General features: G+C 40.5%; 10 protein-coding genes, 21 tRNA genes and 1 rRNA gene (1 of these 32 cut by a window edge). 1 reads left to right on the top strand and 31 read right to left on the bottom strand.

Going from position 1 to position 16,828, the window contains the following annotated elements; genetic code table 11:
* Nucleotides 1-191: 191 nt before the first annotated feature.
* The 4 genes from menB to RCG22_RS20665 are packed head-to-tail and all read right to left on the bottom strand — an operon-like array spanning nucleotide 192 to nucleotide 4,999.
* Nucleotides 192-1,010: a 1,4-dihydroxy-2-naphthoyl-CoA synthase gene (gene menB / locus RCG22_RS20680; protein ID WP_308104496.1), complete on the bottom strand. Its 819-nt coding sequence runs from the start codon at nucleotides 1,008-1,010 to the stop codon at nucleotides 192-194.
* Between the two features lie 19 nt (nucleotides 1,011-1,029).
* Nucleotides 1,030-1,848: a 2-succinyl-6-hydroxy-2,4-cyclohexadiene-1-carboxylate synthase gene (gene menH, locus RCG22_RS20675; protein ID WP_308104495.1), complete on the bottom strand. Its 819-nt coding sequence runs from the start codon at nucleotides 1,846-1,848 to the stop codon at nucleotides 1,030-1,032.
* A gap of 3 nt (nucleotides 1,849-1,851) precedes the next feature.
* Entirely contained in the window at nucleotides 1,852-3,597 is a 1,746-nt protein-coding gene (gene menD / locus RCG22_RS20670; RefSeq protein ID WP_308104494.1) for a 2-succinyl-5-enolpyruvyl-6-hydroxy-3-cyclohexene-1-carboxylic-acid synthase, read from the bottom strand.
* Nucleotide 3,598: 1 nt separating this feature from the next.
* Nucleotides 3,599-4,999, bottom strand: a complete 1,401-nt coding sequence (locus RCG22_RS20665; RefSeq protein ID WP_308104492.1) for an isochorismate synthase — start codon at nucleotides 4,997-4,999, stop codon at nucleotides 3,599-3,601.
* Nucleotides 5,000-5,357: 358 nt separating this feature from the next.
* Between RCG22_RS20665 and RCG22_RS20660 the strand changes: the two genes are divergently transcribed.
* The gene (locus tag RCG22_RS20660) at nucleotides 5,358-6,293 is read left to right on the top strand and encodes a 1,4-dihydroxy-2-naphthoate polyprenyltransferase (protein ID WP_308104491.1); all 936 of its coding nucleotides are present in this window, start codon (nucleotides 5,358-5,360) and stop codon (nucleotides 6,291-6,293) included.
* Nucleotides 6,294-6,321: 28 nt separating this feature from the next.
* Here RCG22_RS20660 and RCG22_RS20655 read toward each other — a convergent pair whose 3' ends face one another.
* From RCG22_RS20655 to rrf, 27 genes are all read right to left on the bottom strand, one after another.
* Nucleotides 6,322-8,718, bottom strand: a complete 2,397-nt coding sequence (locus RCG22_RS20655) for a glycogen/starch/alpha-glucan phosphorylase (protein ID WP_308104490.1) — start codon at nucleotides 8,716-8,718, stop codon at nucleotides 6,322-6,324.
* Nucleotides 8,708-10,159: a glycogen synthase GlgA gene (glgA, locus tag RCG22_RS20650; RefSeq protein ID WP_308104489.1), complete on the bottom strand. Its 1,452-nt coding sequence runs from the start codon at nucleotides 10,157-10,159 to the stop codon at nucleotides 8,708-8,710. Before glgA ends, RCG22_RS20655 begins: the two co-directional genes overlap by 11 nt.
* Nucleotides 10,156-11,187: a GlgC family sugar phosphate nucleotidyltransferase gene (locus RCG22_RS20645; RefSeq protein ID WP_308104488.1), complete on the bottom strand. Its 1,032-nt coding sequence runs from the start codon at nucleotides 11,185-11,187 to the stop codon at nucleotides 10,156-10,158. The genes glgA and RCG22_RS20645 overlap by 4 nt, the downstream gene beginning before the upstream one ends.
* 22 nt (nucleotides 11,188-11,209) lie before the next feature.
* Nucleotides 11,210-12,355, bottom strand: coding sequence for a glucose-1-phosphate adenylyltransferase (locus RCG22_RS20640; protein ID WP_098260169.1), 1,146 nt, complete (start codon nucleotides 12,353-12,355; stop codon nucleotides 11,210-11,212).
* On the bottom strand, nucleotides 12,306-14,246 hold the full coding sequence (glgB, locus tag RCG22_RS20635) for a 1,4-alpha-glucan branching protein GlgB (protein ID WP_308104487.1): 1,941 nt from the start codon (nucleotides 14,244-14,246) through the stop codon (nucleotides 12,306-12,308). Before glgB ends, RCG22_RS20640 begins: the two co-directional genes overlap by 50 nt.
* A gap of 486 nt (nucleotides 14,247-14,732) precedes the next feature.
* Nucleotides 14,733-14,804: transfer RNA gene (locus tag RCG22_RS20630), tRNA-Glu, on the bottom strand.
* Nucleotides 14,805-14,811: 7 nt separating this feature from the next.
* Nucleotides 14,812-14,902, bottom strand: a tRNA-Ser gene (locus RCG22_RS20625).
* A gap of 3 nt (nucleotides 14,903-14,905) precedes the next feature.
* A tRNA-Asn gene (locus RCG22_RS20620) sits at nucleotides 14,906-14,980 on the bottom strand.
* A gap of 31 nt (nucleotides 14,981-15,011) precedes the next feature.
* Nucleotides 15,012-15,088, bottom strand: a tRNA-Ile gene (locus RCG22_RS20615).
* Nucleotides 15,089-15,094: 6 nt separating this feature from the next.
* A tRNA-Gly gene (locus tag RCG22_RS20610) sits at nucleotides 15,095-15,168 on the bottom strand.
* A 16-nt stretch (nucleotides 15,169-15,184) separates the two neighbouring features.
* Nucleotides 15,185-15,260, bottom strand: a tRNA-His gene (locus tag RCG22_RS20605).
* Between the two features lie 26 nt (nucleotides 15,261-15,286).
* Nucleotides 15,287-15,362: transfer RNA gene (locus tag RCG22_RS20600), tRNA-Phe, on the bottom strand.
* Between the two features lie 6 nt (nucleotides 15,363-15,368).
* A tRNA-Asp gene (locus RCG22_RS20595) sits at nucleotides 15,369-15,445 on the bottom strand.
* A gap of 2 nt (nucleotides 15,446-15,447) precedes the next feature.
* Nucleotides 15,448-15,521, bottom strand: a tRNA-Met gene (locus RCG22_RS20590).
* A gap of 24 nt (nucleotides 15,522-15,545) precedes the next feature.
* Nucleotides 15,546-15,638 (bottom strand) — tRNA-Ser (locus RCG22_RS20585).
* An 18-nt stretch (nucleotides 15,639-15,656) separates the two neighbouring features.
* Nucleotides 15,657-15,733: transfer RNA gene (locus RCG22_RS20580), tRNA-Ile, on the bottom strand.
* Nucleotides 15,734-15,753: 20 nt separating this feature from the next.
* Nucleotides 15,754-15,830: transfer RNA gene (locus tag RCG22_RS20575), tRNA-Met, on the bottom strand.
* Nucleotides 15,831-15,876: 46 nt separating this feature from the next.
* A tRNA-Ala gene (locus tag RCG22_RS20570) sits at nucleotides 15,877-15,952 on the bottom strand.
* A 23-nt stretch (nucleotides 15,953-15,975) separates the two neighbouring features.
* Nucleotides 15,976-16,052: transfer RNA gene (locus tag RCG22_RS20565), tRNA-Pro, on the bottom strand.
* Between the two features lie 4 nt (nucleotides 16,053-16,056).
* Nucleotides 16,057-16,130, bottom strand: a tRNA-Arg gene (locus RCG22_RS20560).
* A gap of 22 nt (nucleotides 16,131-16,152) precedes the next feature.
* Nucleotides 16,153-16,241, bottom strand: a tRNA-Leu gene (locus tag RCG22_RS20555).
* A 10-nt stretch (nucleotides 16,242-16,251) separates the two neighbouring features.
* Nucleotides 16,252-16,326 (bottom strand) — tRNA-Gly (locus tag RCG22_RS20550).
* A 36-nt stretch (nucleotides 16,327-16,362) separates the two neighbouring features.
* A tRNA-Leu gene (locus tag RCG22_RS20545) sits at nucleotides 16,363-16,447 on the bottom strand.
* A gap of 35 nt (nucleotides 16,448-16,482) precedes the next feature.
* Nucleotides 16,483-16,558 (bottom strand) — tRNA-Lys (locus RCG22_RS20540).
* A gap of 8 nt (nucleotides 16,559-16,566) precedes the next feature.
* A tRNA-Thr gene (locus tag RCG22_RS20535) sits at nucleotides 16,567-16,639 on the bottom strand.
* Nucleotides 16,640-16,667: 28 nt separating this feature from the next.
* Nucleotides 16,668-16,743 (bottom strand) — tRNA-Val (locus RCG22_RS20530).
* A gap of 9 nt (nucleotides 16,744-16,752) precedes the next feature.
* Nucleotides 16,753-16,828: ribosomal RNA gene (gene rrf / locus RCG22_RS20525) — 5S ribosomal RNA — on the bottom strand; it runs 41 nt beyond the window's last position.

Genomic DNA, 16,828 nt, shown 5'->3' with positions numbered 1-16,828 from the left:
AAAAGCGCAAGCGCCCGTTTAGCGGCGTATGGACTGGAGCTCTTTGACTGAGATAAAGGAAACACGGAGAGCGTTAGCGAACCGATGTTGACTTATCGTAGGGAAAAGAGCGAAGTCCACTAGCCGCTGGGCGCTGGAGCTAGGCAGTAATCTAAGTTCAAAAACTTATAATTAACATTTTAAAATTACGATCAAGGAAAACGAGGGAATTTACCAAAATCAGGCTTACGCTTTTCCTTAAAGGAGTCGCGCCCTTCTTTTGCTTCATCGGTTGTATAGTAAAGAAGAGTCGCATCGCCAGCAAATTGTTGAAGACCTGCTAAGCCGTCTGTATCAGCATTCATGGCTGCTTTCAAGAAACGAAGGGCAGTAGGACTTTTCTCCAGAATTTCATTACACCATTGGATGGTTTCTTCTTCTACTCTTTCAAGCGGAACCACTGTATTAACTAAGCCCATATCAAGTGCCTCTTGGGCATTGTACTGACGGCAAAGGAACCAAATCTCCCTAGCCTTTTTATGTCCAACAATTCTCGCTAGGTAGCCTGAGCCATATCCGGCATCAAAGCTTCCTACTTTCGGTCCGGTTTGACCGAAAATCGCGTTATCCGCTGCAATCGTTAAGTCACACACAATGTGTAACACATGACCGCCTCCGATGGCATATCCTTTTACCATTGCGATAACAGGTTTCGGAATCACACGAATAAGGCGCTGCAGGTCAAGAACATTTAGACGAGGAATCTGATCCTCTCCAACGTATCCCCCGTGGCCGCGGACTGTTTGGTCACCGCCTGAACAAAATGCCTTTTCTCCTGCACCGGTTAAAACAATTACCCCTATACTTGAATCATCTCGTGCATAAGCGAAAGCATCAATTAATTCCGAAACAGTTCTCGGTGTAAATGCATTATGTACGTGTGGACGATTAATGGTGATTTTCGCAATCCCATTGGATGTTTCATATAGAATTTCTTCATATTTGCGTCCTGCAATCCATTCTACTGTCAAAATGAAATCCTCCTTTTATTTATTCCTTTGACAAAAAGTCACTTACTATTGTACCAAACTTTTCTGGTTCTTCCACATGAATTGCATGCCCACTACCTTCAATAACCTTCCATGAGCTATTTTTAAGCTCTTTCATCATTTTATCCGCAATATCACAAAACTTTTTATCTTCTTTACCTGTTAAGAGCATAACCTCACATGTAAGTTTGTTTAAATTCCCCCACCAGCTGGGTTGGGACCCAGTTCCCATCCCCAGCAGACTGTTAGCAAGCCCACTCGGCGAATTGTTTAAACGTTGTTCTCTTATGATTTGCTTTTGTGCTGAAGGCAGTCGTTTTATCGTTTGAAAAAGGGGGATTCCTTCCCAATAATCTACAAACGAGCGTATCCCTCGTTCTTTAATAAAATGAGCAAGTTCTTCATCTTTCATACGGCGAAGATGTCTTTCATCTTCTGTTGCCAGACCGGGTGAAGCACTTTCAAGTATCAATTTTCGGACCCGCGTTGGGAAAAGCAAGGCAAAGGTAAGAGCAAGTCTTCCCCCCATAGAGTAACCCAGCAGATCTACTTGCTTAACATCTAAATGTTCAAGGATCGCTTTTAAATCCTTTGCAACTGATTCTATTTGGTATCGACTAAGTACATCGGGTGATTCCGTTTTTCCATGTCCAATGATGTCAGGACTAATTAGGTGCACTTTCTTCCCCCAAGTATCATAGAATGGAGTCCATGTCGAGGTGTCCCCGGTAAATCCATGTAAAAGAACAAGCGGAATAGGAATAGATCCTTCACCGTATACTTCGACATGATATTGAATTCCGTTGCTAATAATCTTCATTTACTATTCACCTTTGACAAAGTTCGTTATTTCCCCGGAAACAAAACTCCAAAATTCTCGGTGTTCGTCCCGGTTATTGTCCCTATTTGTTTTAAGCTCATATACTTTTAATCCCGTTTGATGAGTAGCCTTTTTCATTTCAGACTCTAAGTGGTCCCAATCTTCAATCTTCGTAAATTCACCCTTAAACATCTTTACTGCATGCTCAAATTCAAGATCTAGTGGTGTTCCAAACAGCAGTTCAAAATTCTTAGGATGCTCCGATTGTGGCAGGAAGGAAAAAATTCCGCCTCCATTATTGTTAACAAGAAGAATATTAATATCTATATTGTATAATTTTGCTGCAATTAGACCATTTAAGTCATGGAAGAAGGTCAAATCGCCTAGAACAAGAAAGATGGATTTCGAGTATAAAGCAGCACCTAACGCAGTCGAAACAGTTCCATCGATCCCATTGGCTCCCCTGTTGGCCATTACTTTGATTGCTTTATTATTGTTGAGAAAAAAACTATCCAAGTCGCGAATTGGCATGCTATTTCCAACAAAAAGAGTCGCACCTTCTGGTACCATCTCGGCTAATTGATAGAATAGTTTGCCTTCACTTAATTCTCTGATATCCCTTAGGGCATTCATATTTTCTTTGGTTAGTTCGTTTATTTTTTTCCATTTCGTTAAAAATTCGGATGAAGAGTTCGGAACAGTATATGTTAATAACTTTTCGCAGAATAATGATTCATTGCAGAAAATCATATTTGTTGATAATGCTGAAGGGTCACGCCATCCTCCTCCGCCATCAATAACATATTGTTCTGCGCTTCCATTTTCTTTTAAAAATATCGTTAATGCCTTTGATATGGGCATCGCTCCAAACCTTAAAATAACATCCGGTTTAAGAAAGGATTTTGCATCATCAACCCGTAAGAAAGTATCATACGTTTCAATAATATTTTCAAGGCTGTGCTGCCCACTTCTTAATTGTGATAAGGGGTCTGCCATGATTGGAAAATTTAATTGCTCGGCTAATTGCGTAACCGCTTTAGGGAATTCCGGATCTCCCATGTTTCCACAAATAATAACACCTTTATTTGTCTTAGTAAGCCTTTTTGCTATTTCCTGAAAATGTTCATCTGAAAGCGTTAAGTCCCCGTTTTGAACTTTTATATACCCGTTGGGTCGTTCATTAAGTTCGAAGAGCTCTTCATCCAACTTTGGGATGAGCGGCTCTCTGAAAGGAAAATTCAAATGTACAGGACCTGCTGGGGCACTTGTGGTAATCGCAACGGCCCGTGCACAAACGGTTCTGGCATAACGGATAATTTCTTCACTTTTTTCAGGCAATGCCATTTCGGAGAACCATTTTACATGCTTCCCATATAAATGAATTTGGTCAATGGCTTGCGGTGCACCAACTTCTCTTAATTCATGCGGACGGTCCGCTGTTAAGACGATCAATGGAACCCGAGCATAGCGTGCTTCCACAATCGCTGGAAAATAGTTCGCAGCTGCCGTACCCGAGGTACATAGAATCGCCACTGGCCTATTTAACGACTTTGCAATCCCTAACGCAAAAAAAGCAGCTGACCTTTCGTCTACATGGATATGGACTTTTAAGTCAGGATGCTCTGCCATAACCATCGCCATTGGAGTTGACCTTGAACCAGGGCTGACAACGACATCTGTTACTCCCGAAAAAATAAGCTCTGCAACAACGGCAGCAATATAAGCTGTTAATGATTCTTGATGATTCATATCAGTTTCCTCCAAGGGCTCGGAGCATGGGTTTAAATTTCAAACTCGTCTCCAAGTATTCACTTTCCGGGTCAGAATCGGCAACTACTCCACAGCCTGCAAACAAGGATACTTCGTTCCCCTGAATCAAACCAGAGCGAATGGAAACTGCAAATTCGCCATTTTTTCTGTAGTCCACCCAACCTAGTGGGGCAGCATAGAAACCACGATCAAGTTCTTCTACTTGTCTAATTTTCACAACCGCTTCATCCTTAGGAAGTCCGCCAAGTGCTGGTGTTGGGTGTAGCCGTTCGACTAATAACAGCAAGGAAGCATCCTTATGGCATTTACCGATAACAGGGGTATATAAATGCTGAATATCCCTTATCTTCATAAGCTGCGGCTTATCAGGGAGGATAATTTCTTCACATGATTCTTCAAGCGCTTCCTTGATCATTTCAACAACGAAACCATGTTCAATTAGATTCTTTTGATCATTTAATAACAATTGACCTAGTTGCTGGTCTTCTTTTTCTGTTTTCCCCCGTGGAATAGAACCGGCAAGGCAGGTAGAATATACTTCATTTGCTTGTTTTTTGACCAGTCGCTCCGGAGATGCCCCAATAAAGCAATCGCCATTCGATTCAAAGGCAAAAATAAAGCTTTCGTGCTGTTGATTAAATAAATTATTCAATACAGCCTCTGCCTCAACCTGATCGTTAAAAACAAGCCTCAGTTCCCGGGCTAGGACGACCTTTTTGAGTGGACCTTCTGTTAGTTCCTTCACAACCCCATCAACAGTTTTTTTCCACTGCTCAGGTTTAATCTCTCTCGTTTCTAGAAGGGCTGCCGTATTTATCCGTTCCTTATGTTGGAGAGAAGTTAATAGCTGATTTCTCTCTTCGCTTATTTTTTTAAATAAAAAAGGATCCTCCTGTGGAGTACAAACAATATTCGTGGTTAAAAAGGTTTGACCGCGTATGATACTCAATAAATATTTTGGTGTATGGAACAATGAATCAGCGTACTTAGACCAGAGGTCAGTTTTTTCCTTGTGTGGGTCGAAAGAAAACCCTCCGAACATGACAGGCCCCACAGCAATTTCTGTATATGGATTAAAAATGAGGCAGTCCTCTAAAAATTTCTCCCACTCCTTTTCAACATGAAAAAAGCGGTCAGAAGCCTGATCCGTCTGAATTTGTTTAGCAATCCCAAGTCCAATAAGAAAGGTCTCATCCGTTGGGTCCTTCCAGAAGAATCTTTCCCCGCAATAATGTTCTTTTCCAATATTAAAAAATGATAGTGGGTTAATCGTGTCCATTTTATGAACTTCACTAATCAATATGGGCCGGCCCAGTTCTTTCGCACGGTTAACTGCCAAAAGACCTCGTTCCATAATTTCTAATTCTTGAATGGTAACCAAACAAATCCCTCCAAAACAGCCGAAATGACTGTTATCCATTCATATTCATGCTAAATTTAACATACAACTCCTATTGTAAAGAAGTCAATTATAGTTGTCACTAGCAAACCTGCTCCATTACCTATTATATATCAAGTTTTCACCTTATTGATAAAAATGACCTTCTCAGTAAATTTCATTATTTTTATTTTCCCTCCAACCTTCGAATAATAGTCAAACAGGTATAATCTTCTAGATTTGATAAGAAAAATTAATTGACACTAATCCTTGAATTTCATACACTTAGTTTTGGGCAAAGCCCATTAAATAGTCGATTCTAGACCTATATATATAGAAAAAATAACAAGGGAGAGATAATATGCAACCAAATATACAGCATAACTCGAAACCTGTCGTTGAATCAAACCGAGGCTTTCAAGTTTGGTGGCAAATGACCCGCCCACATACATTAACAGCGGCATTCGTGCCAGTTTTGCTTGGAACGGCACTAGCCCTTAAGAATGGGAAGATTCACTTTGGTCTATTTTTTGCCATGCTTATTGCGAGTTTATTGATTCAAGCGGCAACCAATATGTTTAATGAATATTTCGATTTCAAGCGCGGTCTGGATACGGCTCAATCGGTTGGGATTGGCGGGACGATTGTTCGTGACGGAATCAAACCAAAAACAGTTCTAAACCTTGCATTTGGCTTTTATGGTATTGCCCTCCTATTAGGGATTTATATTTGCGCAAATAGCAGCTGGTGGTTAGCCGTTGTCGGTTTAATTTGTATGGCTGTAGGATATTTTTATACTGGAGGTCCTTTCCCAATCGCCTATACACCATTTGGTGAAATACTTTCAGGTTTCTTTATGGGAATGTTGATTATTTTAATCGCCTTCTTTATTCAAACAGGAACTGTCAGCAGCACAAGCATTCTTGTTTCCGTTCCAAGTATGATTTTAGTTGGTATGATCATGCTATCGAATAATATTCGTGATTTGGATGGAGACAAAGAAAACGGCCGTAAAACAGTGGCCATTCTATTAGGCAAAAAAGGGGCCATTTACTTATTAACAGGGATGTTCACTTTTTCATTTCTTTGGGTTTTGGGACTCATTATTAGTGGTGTTTTACCAGTTTGGACCGCACTTGTGATTCTTAGCGCTCCAAAGGCAATGAAGGCAACTAAAGGCTTTATTGAAAACACGATTCCAATTAAAATGGCACCAGCCATGAAGGCAACCGCACAAACAAATACTATCTTTGGTTTTCTATTAGCAATTGGTATCTTCATTGGGCACTATCTATAAAAAAAGCTTCTGCGATTGCAGAAGCTTTTTATTTTATAGGTTTTATTTTCCAAATATCGTCAGCATATTCCTGAATCGTACGATCACTTGAAAAGTAGCCGGCCTGGGCGATATTATTAAGACTCATTTGCTGCCAACGATTTCGGTCAGTAAATGCCTCTCCAATGGAATGTTGCGTGTCTGCATAAGAAGCAAAATCCTTTAAGACAAAATATTGATCATTCTCCTGAAGGAGCGAATCGAATATTGGTTCAAATTCGTTATAGACACCAGGGAAAAAGCCATCTACAAGCTGGTCCACTGCCTGACGAATCCGATAATCATGATGGTAATATTCATCGGATTGATAGCCACCGTGCTGATAGTAGTGAAGAACTTCTTCTGCAGTTAGTCCAAACGTAAAAATATTGGAATCACCGACTAATTCACGAATTTCAATATTCGCTCCATCCAAAGTCCCAACCGTCAAAGCCCCATTAATCATAAATTTCATATTACCTGTTCCTGAAGCTTCCTTACTTGCTGTGGAGATTTGTTCACTTACATCCGCAGCGGGAAAGATCTTTTCCGCAAGAGAAACACGATAATTTTCAAGAAAAATGACTTTCATTTTATCGCCGATTACTGGGTCATTATTAACCTTTTCGGCAACCGTATTTATTAATTTGATGATTTTTTTTGCATAATAATAGCCTGGCGATGCCTTCGCGCCAAAAATAAAGACTCTAGGAACAACGGGGTAATTAGCATCCGCTTTGATTCGATTGTAAAGATGCATAATATGTAAAACATTTAAAAGTTGCCGCTTATACGCATGCAGACGCTTTACTTGTACATCAAAGATTGAACTGTGATCAACAGCAGTTCCTGTCTTATCAAAAATAATATTCGCAAGTGTTTGTTTATTTTCATTTTTAATCTTCAATAACTGTTCTAAGAATAAAGAGTCATTTTGATAAGTAAGTAATTGAGAAAGCTCGGTAGCCTTATGAGTCCAGGCCGACCCAATCGACTCAGTAATCAAAGAAGATAGTTTTGGGTTCGCTTTTAACAGCCAGCGGCGGTAGGCAATTCCGTTTGTTTTATTGTTAAATTTCTCAGGAAACAGTTGATAAAATTGATTCATCTCTCGTTTCTTTAAAATTTCTGTGTGCAATTTCGCCACACCATTGACACTAAAACTTCCGACAATTGCTAAATGAGCCATTTTTACAAAATTGTCTGCAATGATGGCTAGTCCTTTTATCCGCTCCCAATCCCCAGGAGTTTGTTCCCATAGCTCATGGCAGAATCGTTCATTGATTTCTTCTACTATCATATAAATCCTTGGAAGTAACGGTTGGAAAATATGTATCGGCCACTTCTCTAATGCTTCAGACAAGGTTGTGTGATTTGTGTAAGAAATAGTATGTTTTGTAATGTGCCATGCCTGTTCCCAATCAAAGCCTTCATCATCAAGCAGGATTCTCATTAACTCTGGGATAGCTAACACTGGATGCGTATCATTGATGTGAATACAGATGTGTTCATGCAATTGATTCAAGCTACTGTGTTGTTTTCGATAGGTTTTCAAAATAGATTGTATACTAGCGGATACCAAAAAGTATTGCTGTTTCAATCTTAGAATCTTTCCTTCATCATGGGTATCATCAGGATATAAGAACTCAGAAATCATTTCCGTTTCCCGTTTATATTTTAAGATATCAACATGCAAAGGAAATTGGGAAGGCTCTGCATTCCAGAGTCTTAATGTATTGATGGTTTTAGACTGATAGCCAATAACTGGCATATCGTGTGGCACGGCCGTAACTGTTTCAGCATTTAAATGATTAAATACTAAGCGGCCATTTTCCGTCTTCGACTCTACCTTCCCCCAAAAGGGGATTTTAATAGAACCATCGGCTTTGCGGATTTCCCAAACGTTTCCGTTTTTCAACCATTGTTCCGGTAATTCCACTTGATAGCCATCGACAATTTTTTGTTCGAATAGTCCATGCTTGTAACGGATGCCATGACCATATCCTGGCAGATTAAGGGAAGCTAGTGAGTCTAGGAAACAGGCAGCTAATCTGCCTAAGCCACCATTTCCTAATCCTGCATCAGCCTCAAACTCCTCTAATTCTCCTAAATCTATTCCTAAATCCTTCAGACCGGCTTGTACCGTCTCTTCCACTCCAAGGTTGATTAAGTTTTGTCTTAGTAATTTCCCCAATAGATATTCAATTGACAGGTAATAAACCTGCTTCCCTTTAGCGGCGAGATGTCGCTCGTTAGTAGCAATCCAATCCTTACTAACAAATTCGCTAACCATTGTTCCAAGAGTTTGATAGTGGTCCCTGGCTGAGCTTTCCGAGAAACTCTTTCCACATACCATCTCAATCCTTTTTAGAAAGGTTTCCTTAAACTCGACCGTATTAGAAAACATGTGTTTCACTCCTTGCAACGATCTCTGCATATAATTGGTTATAGCTATAGGCTGATTGTGCCCAGCTATAATCCATTTCCATTGCTTGCTTTACAATAGATTTCCACGATTTTGAATCATGATACACGCCAATAGCTCTTCTGATGGTATAGAGCATATCATGGGCATTAAAATGGGAGAAGGAGAATCCATTTCCTTTTCCAGTAAATTCGTTCCACGGAATGATGGTATCATTTAAACCACCCGTTTCCCTAACAATCGGGATGGCACCATATTTCATGGCGATTAACTGGCCCAACCCACAGGGCTCGAATTGGGATGGCATTAAAAACAAATCCGCCCCAGCATAAAGTTTATGGGCAAGACCTTCATTAAAACCAGTAAATACTCTTAATTTTTCAGGATAGATTCGTGCTGCCTGTCTTAAATGTTCCTCGTATTCATAATCACCTGTTCCGAGGATGATTACCTGTAGGTCCTCCTGTAATATTTCACGAAGGACACATTTAACTAGATCAAGTCCTTTTTGCCTAGTCAGCCTTGTAATCATGACTAATAAAGGGGTACGCGTGGATTGGGGTAATCCAAAGTATTTTTGAATCTCAGTTTTGTTAATCGCCTTATTTAGATGATTAGCCGCTGAATAGGTTTGGTATATTAAGGGGTCGGAAGCAGGATTATAGAAATCTTCATCTATCCCATTTAAAATACCAATAAGGTCATCTTTTCTTTCCCTCAGGAGTCCGTCTAATTTTTCACCAAATACCGGTGTTTGAATTTCTTCTTTATAGGTCGGGCTTACTGTTGTAATTTTATCTGCAGCTACAAGAGCACCCTTCATATAATTGATATTCCCGAAAAACTCTAAGTGACCGGAGTGAAAGGATTTGTAATCCATCCCTAACAAATCTCCTAAGATCTCTTTAGGGAAGATTCCTTGGAATTGAAGATTATGGATTGTAAACACAGTCCGTATTTGTCCGTATCCTTTTCTCTGATTATATTCAGTTCTTAATAGATAAGGAATCATTGCCGTATGCCAATCATGGCAATGTATTACATCCGGAAAAAAATCTAGTTGGGTAAGCGTTTCTAAGACAGCTCTATTAAAATAGGCAAATCTTTCCCCATCATCAAAATAGCCATATAAATTTTCACGTTTGAAGTAATATTCATTATCGACGAAATAATATGTAACTCCTTGATGTGTGAGTTCTTCAATTCCGCAATACTGATTTCTCCAACCAACTGAAACAGTGAATTCTTTAACTTTTTTCATCTCTTGCTTAAATTCTTCTGAAATCGTTCCGTATTTAGGTAGAATGACTCTGATTTCAGTACCTAAACTTTTTAATTCTTTTGGAAGGGAACCGGCAACATCGGCAAGTCCTCCCGATTTTGCAAATGGTCCACATTCCGATACGGCAAATAATACTTTCACGAGTTCATCAACGCTCCTTGTTGTGTCCCTTTACGTACTACGAATGGTGACCCCGCTGTTCCAGTTAATTGAGTTCCTGCTTCAACTTTCACATCTTTATCTAAAATAACGGAATCTAAAATACAATTATCTTCAATCACACACTTCTGCATGATGATACAGTTCTTAATAACTGCCCCTTTTCCAATCTTCACACCTCGGGATATAATACTATTTTCTACGGAACCGCTTATTAAACAACCGTTGGCAATCATAGCATTTTTTACAACAGACCCTTTAATATATTTGGTTGGCGGCTCATCTTTTACTTTAGTAAAAATCGGTTGTTCTTTGATAAATAATTTTTTCCAGACATCCGACTGCAGTAAATTCATACTAGTAGAAAAATAGTTTTCGATTGAATCTATCATCACGGCATAACCGTCATATTCATAATTACAAATCGTGTAAAGACTTTGAATATCATTAACAACATCCTTCATACAGGTATACCCTGTTTCATTCCGTGTTTCAATCAGTTTAATGAGTAAGGATGTTTTGATTAAGTACATCTCCATTGAACCTCCATCCTTTTGATGGATTTCGGTGATGTCACATCTCGAATTGCTATGCCAATCTAAAATTGGACTAAAGTTCATATTAGAAACCGTATAGCAATTGGATATAAGAGAATACTCTTGTGTGCTGCGATAAAAGAAGTCTAAATTTGCGGCAAAGTTTTCAAACGATCCAATTTTATTTCCATCAAAATCAATGATGGGAGATGGGAAAAAGAATAGGCCATCTCGTTTACGATTCAAATCCCAATTTTTCCCGGAACCTAGATGATCCATTAGTGACCGGTACTGCATCTTCGGAAAAATTGCCACACTTCGAATTCCGGAATTCACCATGTTTGATAATACAAAATCTATAATACGATACCGGCCAGCAAAAGGCAGGGCTGCAAGTGCACGATGTGCTAATAAATCTTCTAAATCTTCATGGTATGTGGTGGCATCAATGACCCCTAATAGCTCTTTCTTCAATCCAAGTCCCTCCAATATTATATTAAAAAGCAGGGTAAAGCCCGCTTAACATTTCATTAGTAACAAGAATAATCTCATCATCGAACGAACGGATTACGGTCCCGTCAGGCACCTTCACTTCAGAAGGTACAATGGCCCTTTCAATCAAGCAATTATTGCCAATAATTGCATCCGGCATAACGACAGATTCTAAAATAGTGGATCCTTTACCAACCGTAACCCCTTGAAAAAGAACAGATTTTTCTATGTCTCCTTCTATCGTACATCCCTCATTAATAAGTGACTCTTTAACTACCGCAGCTGGAGAAATATATTGAGGCGGCTGGTTCGGGTTCACGGAATAGATCCTCCATCCGTGATCAAACAAATCTAAATCACACTCTTCTCTTAGTAAATCCATGTTAGCTTCCCAAAGGCTTTGAACCGTACCGACATCCTTCCAATAGCCTTTAAATGGATAGGCAAATAACTTTTTATTTTCTTCTAACATCATCGGAATGACATCCTTACCAAAATCATGACTCGATTCAGGAACACGGTCATCCATTTCAAGGTATTCTTTTAGTATATTCCAGTTAAAAATATAAATGCCCATCGAGGCCAGGTTATTCTTCGGATTCGCTGGCTTTTCATCAAAGTCAACTATTCTTAGTTCCTCGTCTGTATCCATAATTCCAAAACGGCTCGCTTCGTCCCAAGGAACCTCTATTAAGGAAATGGTAACATCAGCCCTTTTTTCAATATGGTACTCAAGCATACTCTCGTAATTCATTTTGTAAATATGGTCACCTGATAGAATTAGCACATATTCTGGCTGGTATTGTTTCAAGTAATTAAGGTTCTGATAAATCGCACTGGCCGTGCCTGTATACCATTTCACCTCGGAAGATTCCGCATAGGGCGGTAAAACGGTCACCCCGCCATCCTTACGATCAAGATCCCATGCACTGCCAATCCCAATATAGGAATTTAATAACAAAGGCTGGTATTGGGTTAAGACCCCAACCGTATCAATGCCTGAATTGGCGCAATTGCTTAATGCAAAATCAATTATTCGATATTTACCTCCGAAAGGAACGGCCGGTTTCGCTAAATCCTTTGTCAGCGAATTAAGCCTACTACCTTTTCCTCCTGCTAATAACATGGCTACGCACTTCTTCTTTGCCATTACCTTTTCGCTCCTTTCTCTTTTTAACCGGTCGGATAATTTGAAATCCAAACGGGGGAATTGTTAGATTTAATGAATATGGCTGACCATGGAATGGTTCATCTTCTGCTAACACAGTCTTTTTATTCACCAATCCAGTACCACCGTATTCTATCTGATCACTATTGAAGATTTCGCGATATTCACCTAATTTAGGAACACCAATTCTGTAGACAGGATAGTTGACACCCGTAAAATTGCAAATAACTACTAATAATTCTTCTGTCTTCTTCCCTTTTCGCAGAAAAGAAAAAATCGATTGGTGACTATTATTAGCATCTATCCATTCGAATCCGTCCTGCAGGTGATCGAGTTCATAGAGTGCCTTAGACCGCTTATAGACTTTAGTTAATAACTTGACATAGGCATTTAGCTTTTGGTGCATCTCATAGTCCATTAAGTTCCAATCAAGCTGTTCTTTATCCTTCCATTCAGCAAACTGACCAAGTTCAAACCCCATAAATAAGAGTTTTTTTCCCGGGTGGGCAAACATATACCCCAACAAAAGCCTAAGCTGCGCAAATTTCTCCCAATAATCTCCCGGCATTTTATCAAGCAATGATTTTTTTCCATGGACCACTTCATCATGGGAAAATGGCAGCATAAAGTTTTCTAAAAAGGCATATAAAAATGAAAAAGTTACATTTGAATGGACATTAGAACGGGAGTAAGGGGGAGTTTCCATATATTCAAGCATGTCATTCATCCAGCCCATATTCCATTTATAATCAAAACCAAGCCCACCATTTGGAACGGGTGTTGTGACATTTGGGAATTCTGTAGAATCCTCACCAATCATTAAAAAGTGCGGATCATATTCATGAATATGTTGGTTAAGTTTTTTCAAAAAATCAATTCCAAATGGATTTTCACGCTTCTCATGGGAACCATTTGGCCAGTAAATGATATTTGCAACAGCGTCCATTCGAAAACCGTCAATATGGAAATAGTCAATCCAAAACTGAGCATTTGAAATTAGAAAGCTCTGGACCTCACCTTTCCCGAGGTCAAAGTTCGCAGTTCCCCAAACGGCATTTTCTCTGTCACTAACTGTGCTGTAAGAATAAATATGAGTCCCATCAAAACGGTAAAGACCGTGTGCATCCTTACAAAAATGACCGGGGACCCAATCAAGAATGACCCCAATACCATGTTGATGAAACTGATCAACAAATTCTTTAAATTCATCGGGTGTCCCGTACCTTGAGGTAACAGAAAAGTAACCCGTACCTTGATAGCCCCACGAGGCATCAAGCGGATGTTCGACAATCGGTAATAACTCTATATGAGTAAATCCGTGCTCAAGAACGTATGGAATAAGTTCAGATGCCAGTTCTTTATAGGTTAGATACTCGCCATCTTCTTTCTTTTTCCAAGATCCCAAATGCACTTCATATATGACTACCGGCTCTGACAGCAAGGTCTTTTTTCCTCTTCGATTCATCCACTGATTGTCTTGCCAATCGAATTTTTTTAATGAATAAACAATAGATGCTGTATTAGGTCTTATTTCAGAATAAAAAGCGAATGGATCTGATTTTAGCAACCTCTCACCTGATTGTGTAAAAATCTCATACTTATAAAGCTTACCTGTTAGATCTTTATTAATTATTAGAATCCATACTCCTTCATCATTAACTTTCTGCAATTCATACCCTTCACCATTCCAGTTATTAAAATCCCCCGCAAGCCTAACCTGCTTTGCATTAGGGGCCCATACGCAAAATCGTGTATAAACCTGATCGGAATTATTAAAGATATGAGCGCCAAAAAGCTGATGACTTTGGAAGTAATTTCCTTCGTGAAATAAATGTAACTGATAGTCCGTCGGAAAAAACGTATTCACTGTCATGGCTCTCCTCATCCCCAATGAAAATATGTATTTCAAAAACCAATTATAATTGTTAATAATCAATATTCCTCATAAAACTTTTTTATCTTTTCTGACAATAAGTTGTGTGTATCGACATTTCCACTCTTGTTTTGACAGGTTTCGACAGCATTCATCAAATTTTCTATCAGTAATCGTCAAAATTATTTAAAAATTTCTTAATATTTTTATGATTTTCGTCCAAAGAAAGTTATTTGATTTTAAATATTAGATAGTTCGAAATTAGGATAAATCAATGCAAATGTAAGCGTTATCAACGTTTTCACTAAGGAGAAGATGGTAATAATTATTATATCGATATAATAATTATTACCGAATCTTGTCCCGTTTAAATTTTGTAATTGGGATTAGACCAGATATGAAATGAACGGGATAAGCGGAGAATACTACCTAAATTAGATGTAAACACAAAAAAACTGATAACAGTATGTTATCAGTTTTTTTGTATGACCCCTACGGGACTCGAACCCGTGTTACCTCCGTGAAAGGGAGGTGTCTTAACCGCTTGACCAAGGGGCCTTAAATATGGCGGAGAAGGAGGGATTTGAACCCTCGCGCCGGTTACCCGACCTACACCCTTAGCAGGGGCGCCTCTTCAGCCACTTGAGTACTTCCCCGTTTGGCTCCGCAGGTAGGACTCGAACCTACGACCGATCGGTTAACAGCCGATAGCTCTACCACTGAGCTACTGCGGAACAATTAAAGTTGCTGCTGTGAATAATTTTATGGTGGGCCTAAATGGACTCGAACCATCGACCTCACGCTTATCAGGCGTGCGCTCTAACCAGCTGAGCTATAGGCCCATAAATTGGAGCGGGTGAAGAGAATCGAACTCTCATCATCAGCTTGGAAGGCTGAGGTTTTACCACTAAACTACACCCGCAAAAGAAAAGTAATTATGGGGCGACTGATGGGAATCGAACCCACGAATGCCTGAACCACAATCAGGTGCGTTAACCACTTCGCCACAATCGCCATAATAAAAGTCTATTTAATTAAAATGGTGGCTCAGGACGGAATCGAACCGCCGACACAAGGATTTTCAGTCCTTTGCTCTACCGACTGAGCTACTGAGCCAACAAATGGCGGTCTGGACGGGACTCGAACCCGCGACCTCCTGCGTGACAGGCAGGCATTCTAACCAACTGAACTACCAGACCAATTGCGGGGACAGGATTTGAACCTGCGACCTTCGGGTTATGAGCCCGACGAGCTACCAGACTGCTCCACCCCGCGACAATAGTAATTATTAAAATAAAATGGAGGAGGAAGAGGGATTCGAACCCCCGCGCGGTGTTACCCGCCTGTCGGTTTTCAAGACCGATCCCTTCAGCCAAACTTGGGTATTCCTCCGTGTAAGTATAAAGCTAATGGTGGACCTTGTAGGACTCGAACCTACGACCGGACGGTTATGAGCCGTCTGCTCTAACCAGCTGAGCTAAAGGTCCAAGTTAAAAAAATAAATATTTGGTAGCGGCGGAGGGGATCGAACCCCCGACCTTACGGGTATGAACCGTACGCTCTAGCCAGCTGAGCTACACCGCCAAATAGATAATTCAATTGAAAGTTATTTTGCTAGCGCAAAAAACTATGGTGGAGCCTAGCGGGATCGAACCGCTGACCTCCTGCGTGCAAAGCAGGCGCTCTCCCAGCTGAGCTAAGGCCCCATAAAAGTTATTAGTAAAGAATATGGTCGGGAAGACAGGATTCGAACCTGCGACCCCTTGGTCCCAAACCAAGTGCTCTACCAAGCTGAGCTACTTCCCGAAAATGCGCCCTGAGAGATTCGAACTCCCGACCTTTTGATTCGTAGTCAAACACTCTATCCAGCTGAGCTAAGGGCGCATATGAATTTAATTTGTAAAGATGGTGCCGAGGACCGGAATCGAACCGGTACGGTAGTCACCTACCGCAGGATTTTAAGTCCTGTGCGTCTGCCAGTTCCGCCACCCCGGCTTAGAATAGTTGGAGCGGAAGACGGGATTCGAACCCGCGACCCCCACCTTGGCAAGGTGATGTTCTACCACTGAACTACTTCCGCATATATAGTGAGTTATTTTACTATTGTAAAAAACTTTGGTGCGGGTGAAGGGAGTCGAACCCCCACGCCTTGCGGCGCCAGATCCTAAGTCTGGTGCGTCTGCCAATTCCGCCACACCCGCAATATTGAAAGTTATTTTGCTAGCGCAAAAAACTTTGGTGAGCCATGAAGGACTCGAACCTTCGACCCTCTGATTAAAAGTCAGATGCTCTACCAACTGAGCTAATGGCTCGTACAAGGTGCCGGCGAGAGGACTTGAACCCCCAACCTACTGATTACAAGTCAGTTGCTCTACCAATTGAGCTACCCCGGCAAATAGTTTGGAAAATATAAAATAAATATGGTGGAGGATGACGGGCTCGAACCGCCGACCCTCTGCTTGTAAGGCAGATGCTCTCCCAGCTGAGCTAATCCTCCATATTTACAGCCTGGCAACGTCCTACTCTCACAGGGACGCGTGTCCCAACTACCATCGGCGCTGAGAAGCTTAACTTCCGTGTTC

Origin of the sequence: Neobacillus nitrireducens (assembly GCF_030915405.1) — a bacterium.
Classification (GTDB): Bacteria; Bacillota; Bacilli; order Bacillales; family Cytobacillaceae; genus Neobacillus.
Note: the sequence above shows the minus strand (reverse complement) of the source record. Positions and strands in the feature narration are given on the sequence as shown.

Coding starts and splice junctions, on each gene's coding strand:
- menH (WP_308104495.1), bottom strand. CDS start 1,848: ATGAAGATTATTAGCAACGGAATTCAATATCATGTCGAAGTATACGGT.
- menD (WP_308104494.1), bottom strand. CDS start 3,597: ATGAATCATCAAGAATCATTAACAGCTTATATTGCTGCCGTTGTTGCA.
- RCG22_RS20660 (WP_308104491.1), top strand. CDS start 5,358: ATGCAACCAAATATACAGCATAACTCGAAACCTGTCGTTGAATCAAAC.
- RCG22_RS20655 (WP_308104490.1), bottom strand. CDS start 8,718: ATGTTTTCTAATACGGTCGAGTTTAAGGAAACCTTTCTAAAAAGGATT.
- RCG22_RS20640 (WP_098260169.1), bottom strand. CDS start 12,355: ATGGCAAAGAAGAAGTGCGTAGCCATGTTATTAGCAGGAGGAAAAGGT.
- glgB (WP_308104487.1), bottom strand. CDS start 14,246: ATGACAGTGAATACGTTTTTTCCGACGGACTATCAGTTACATTTATTT.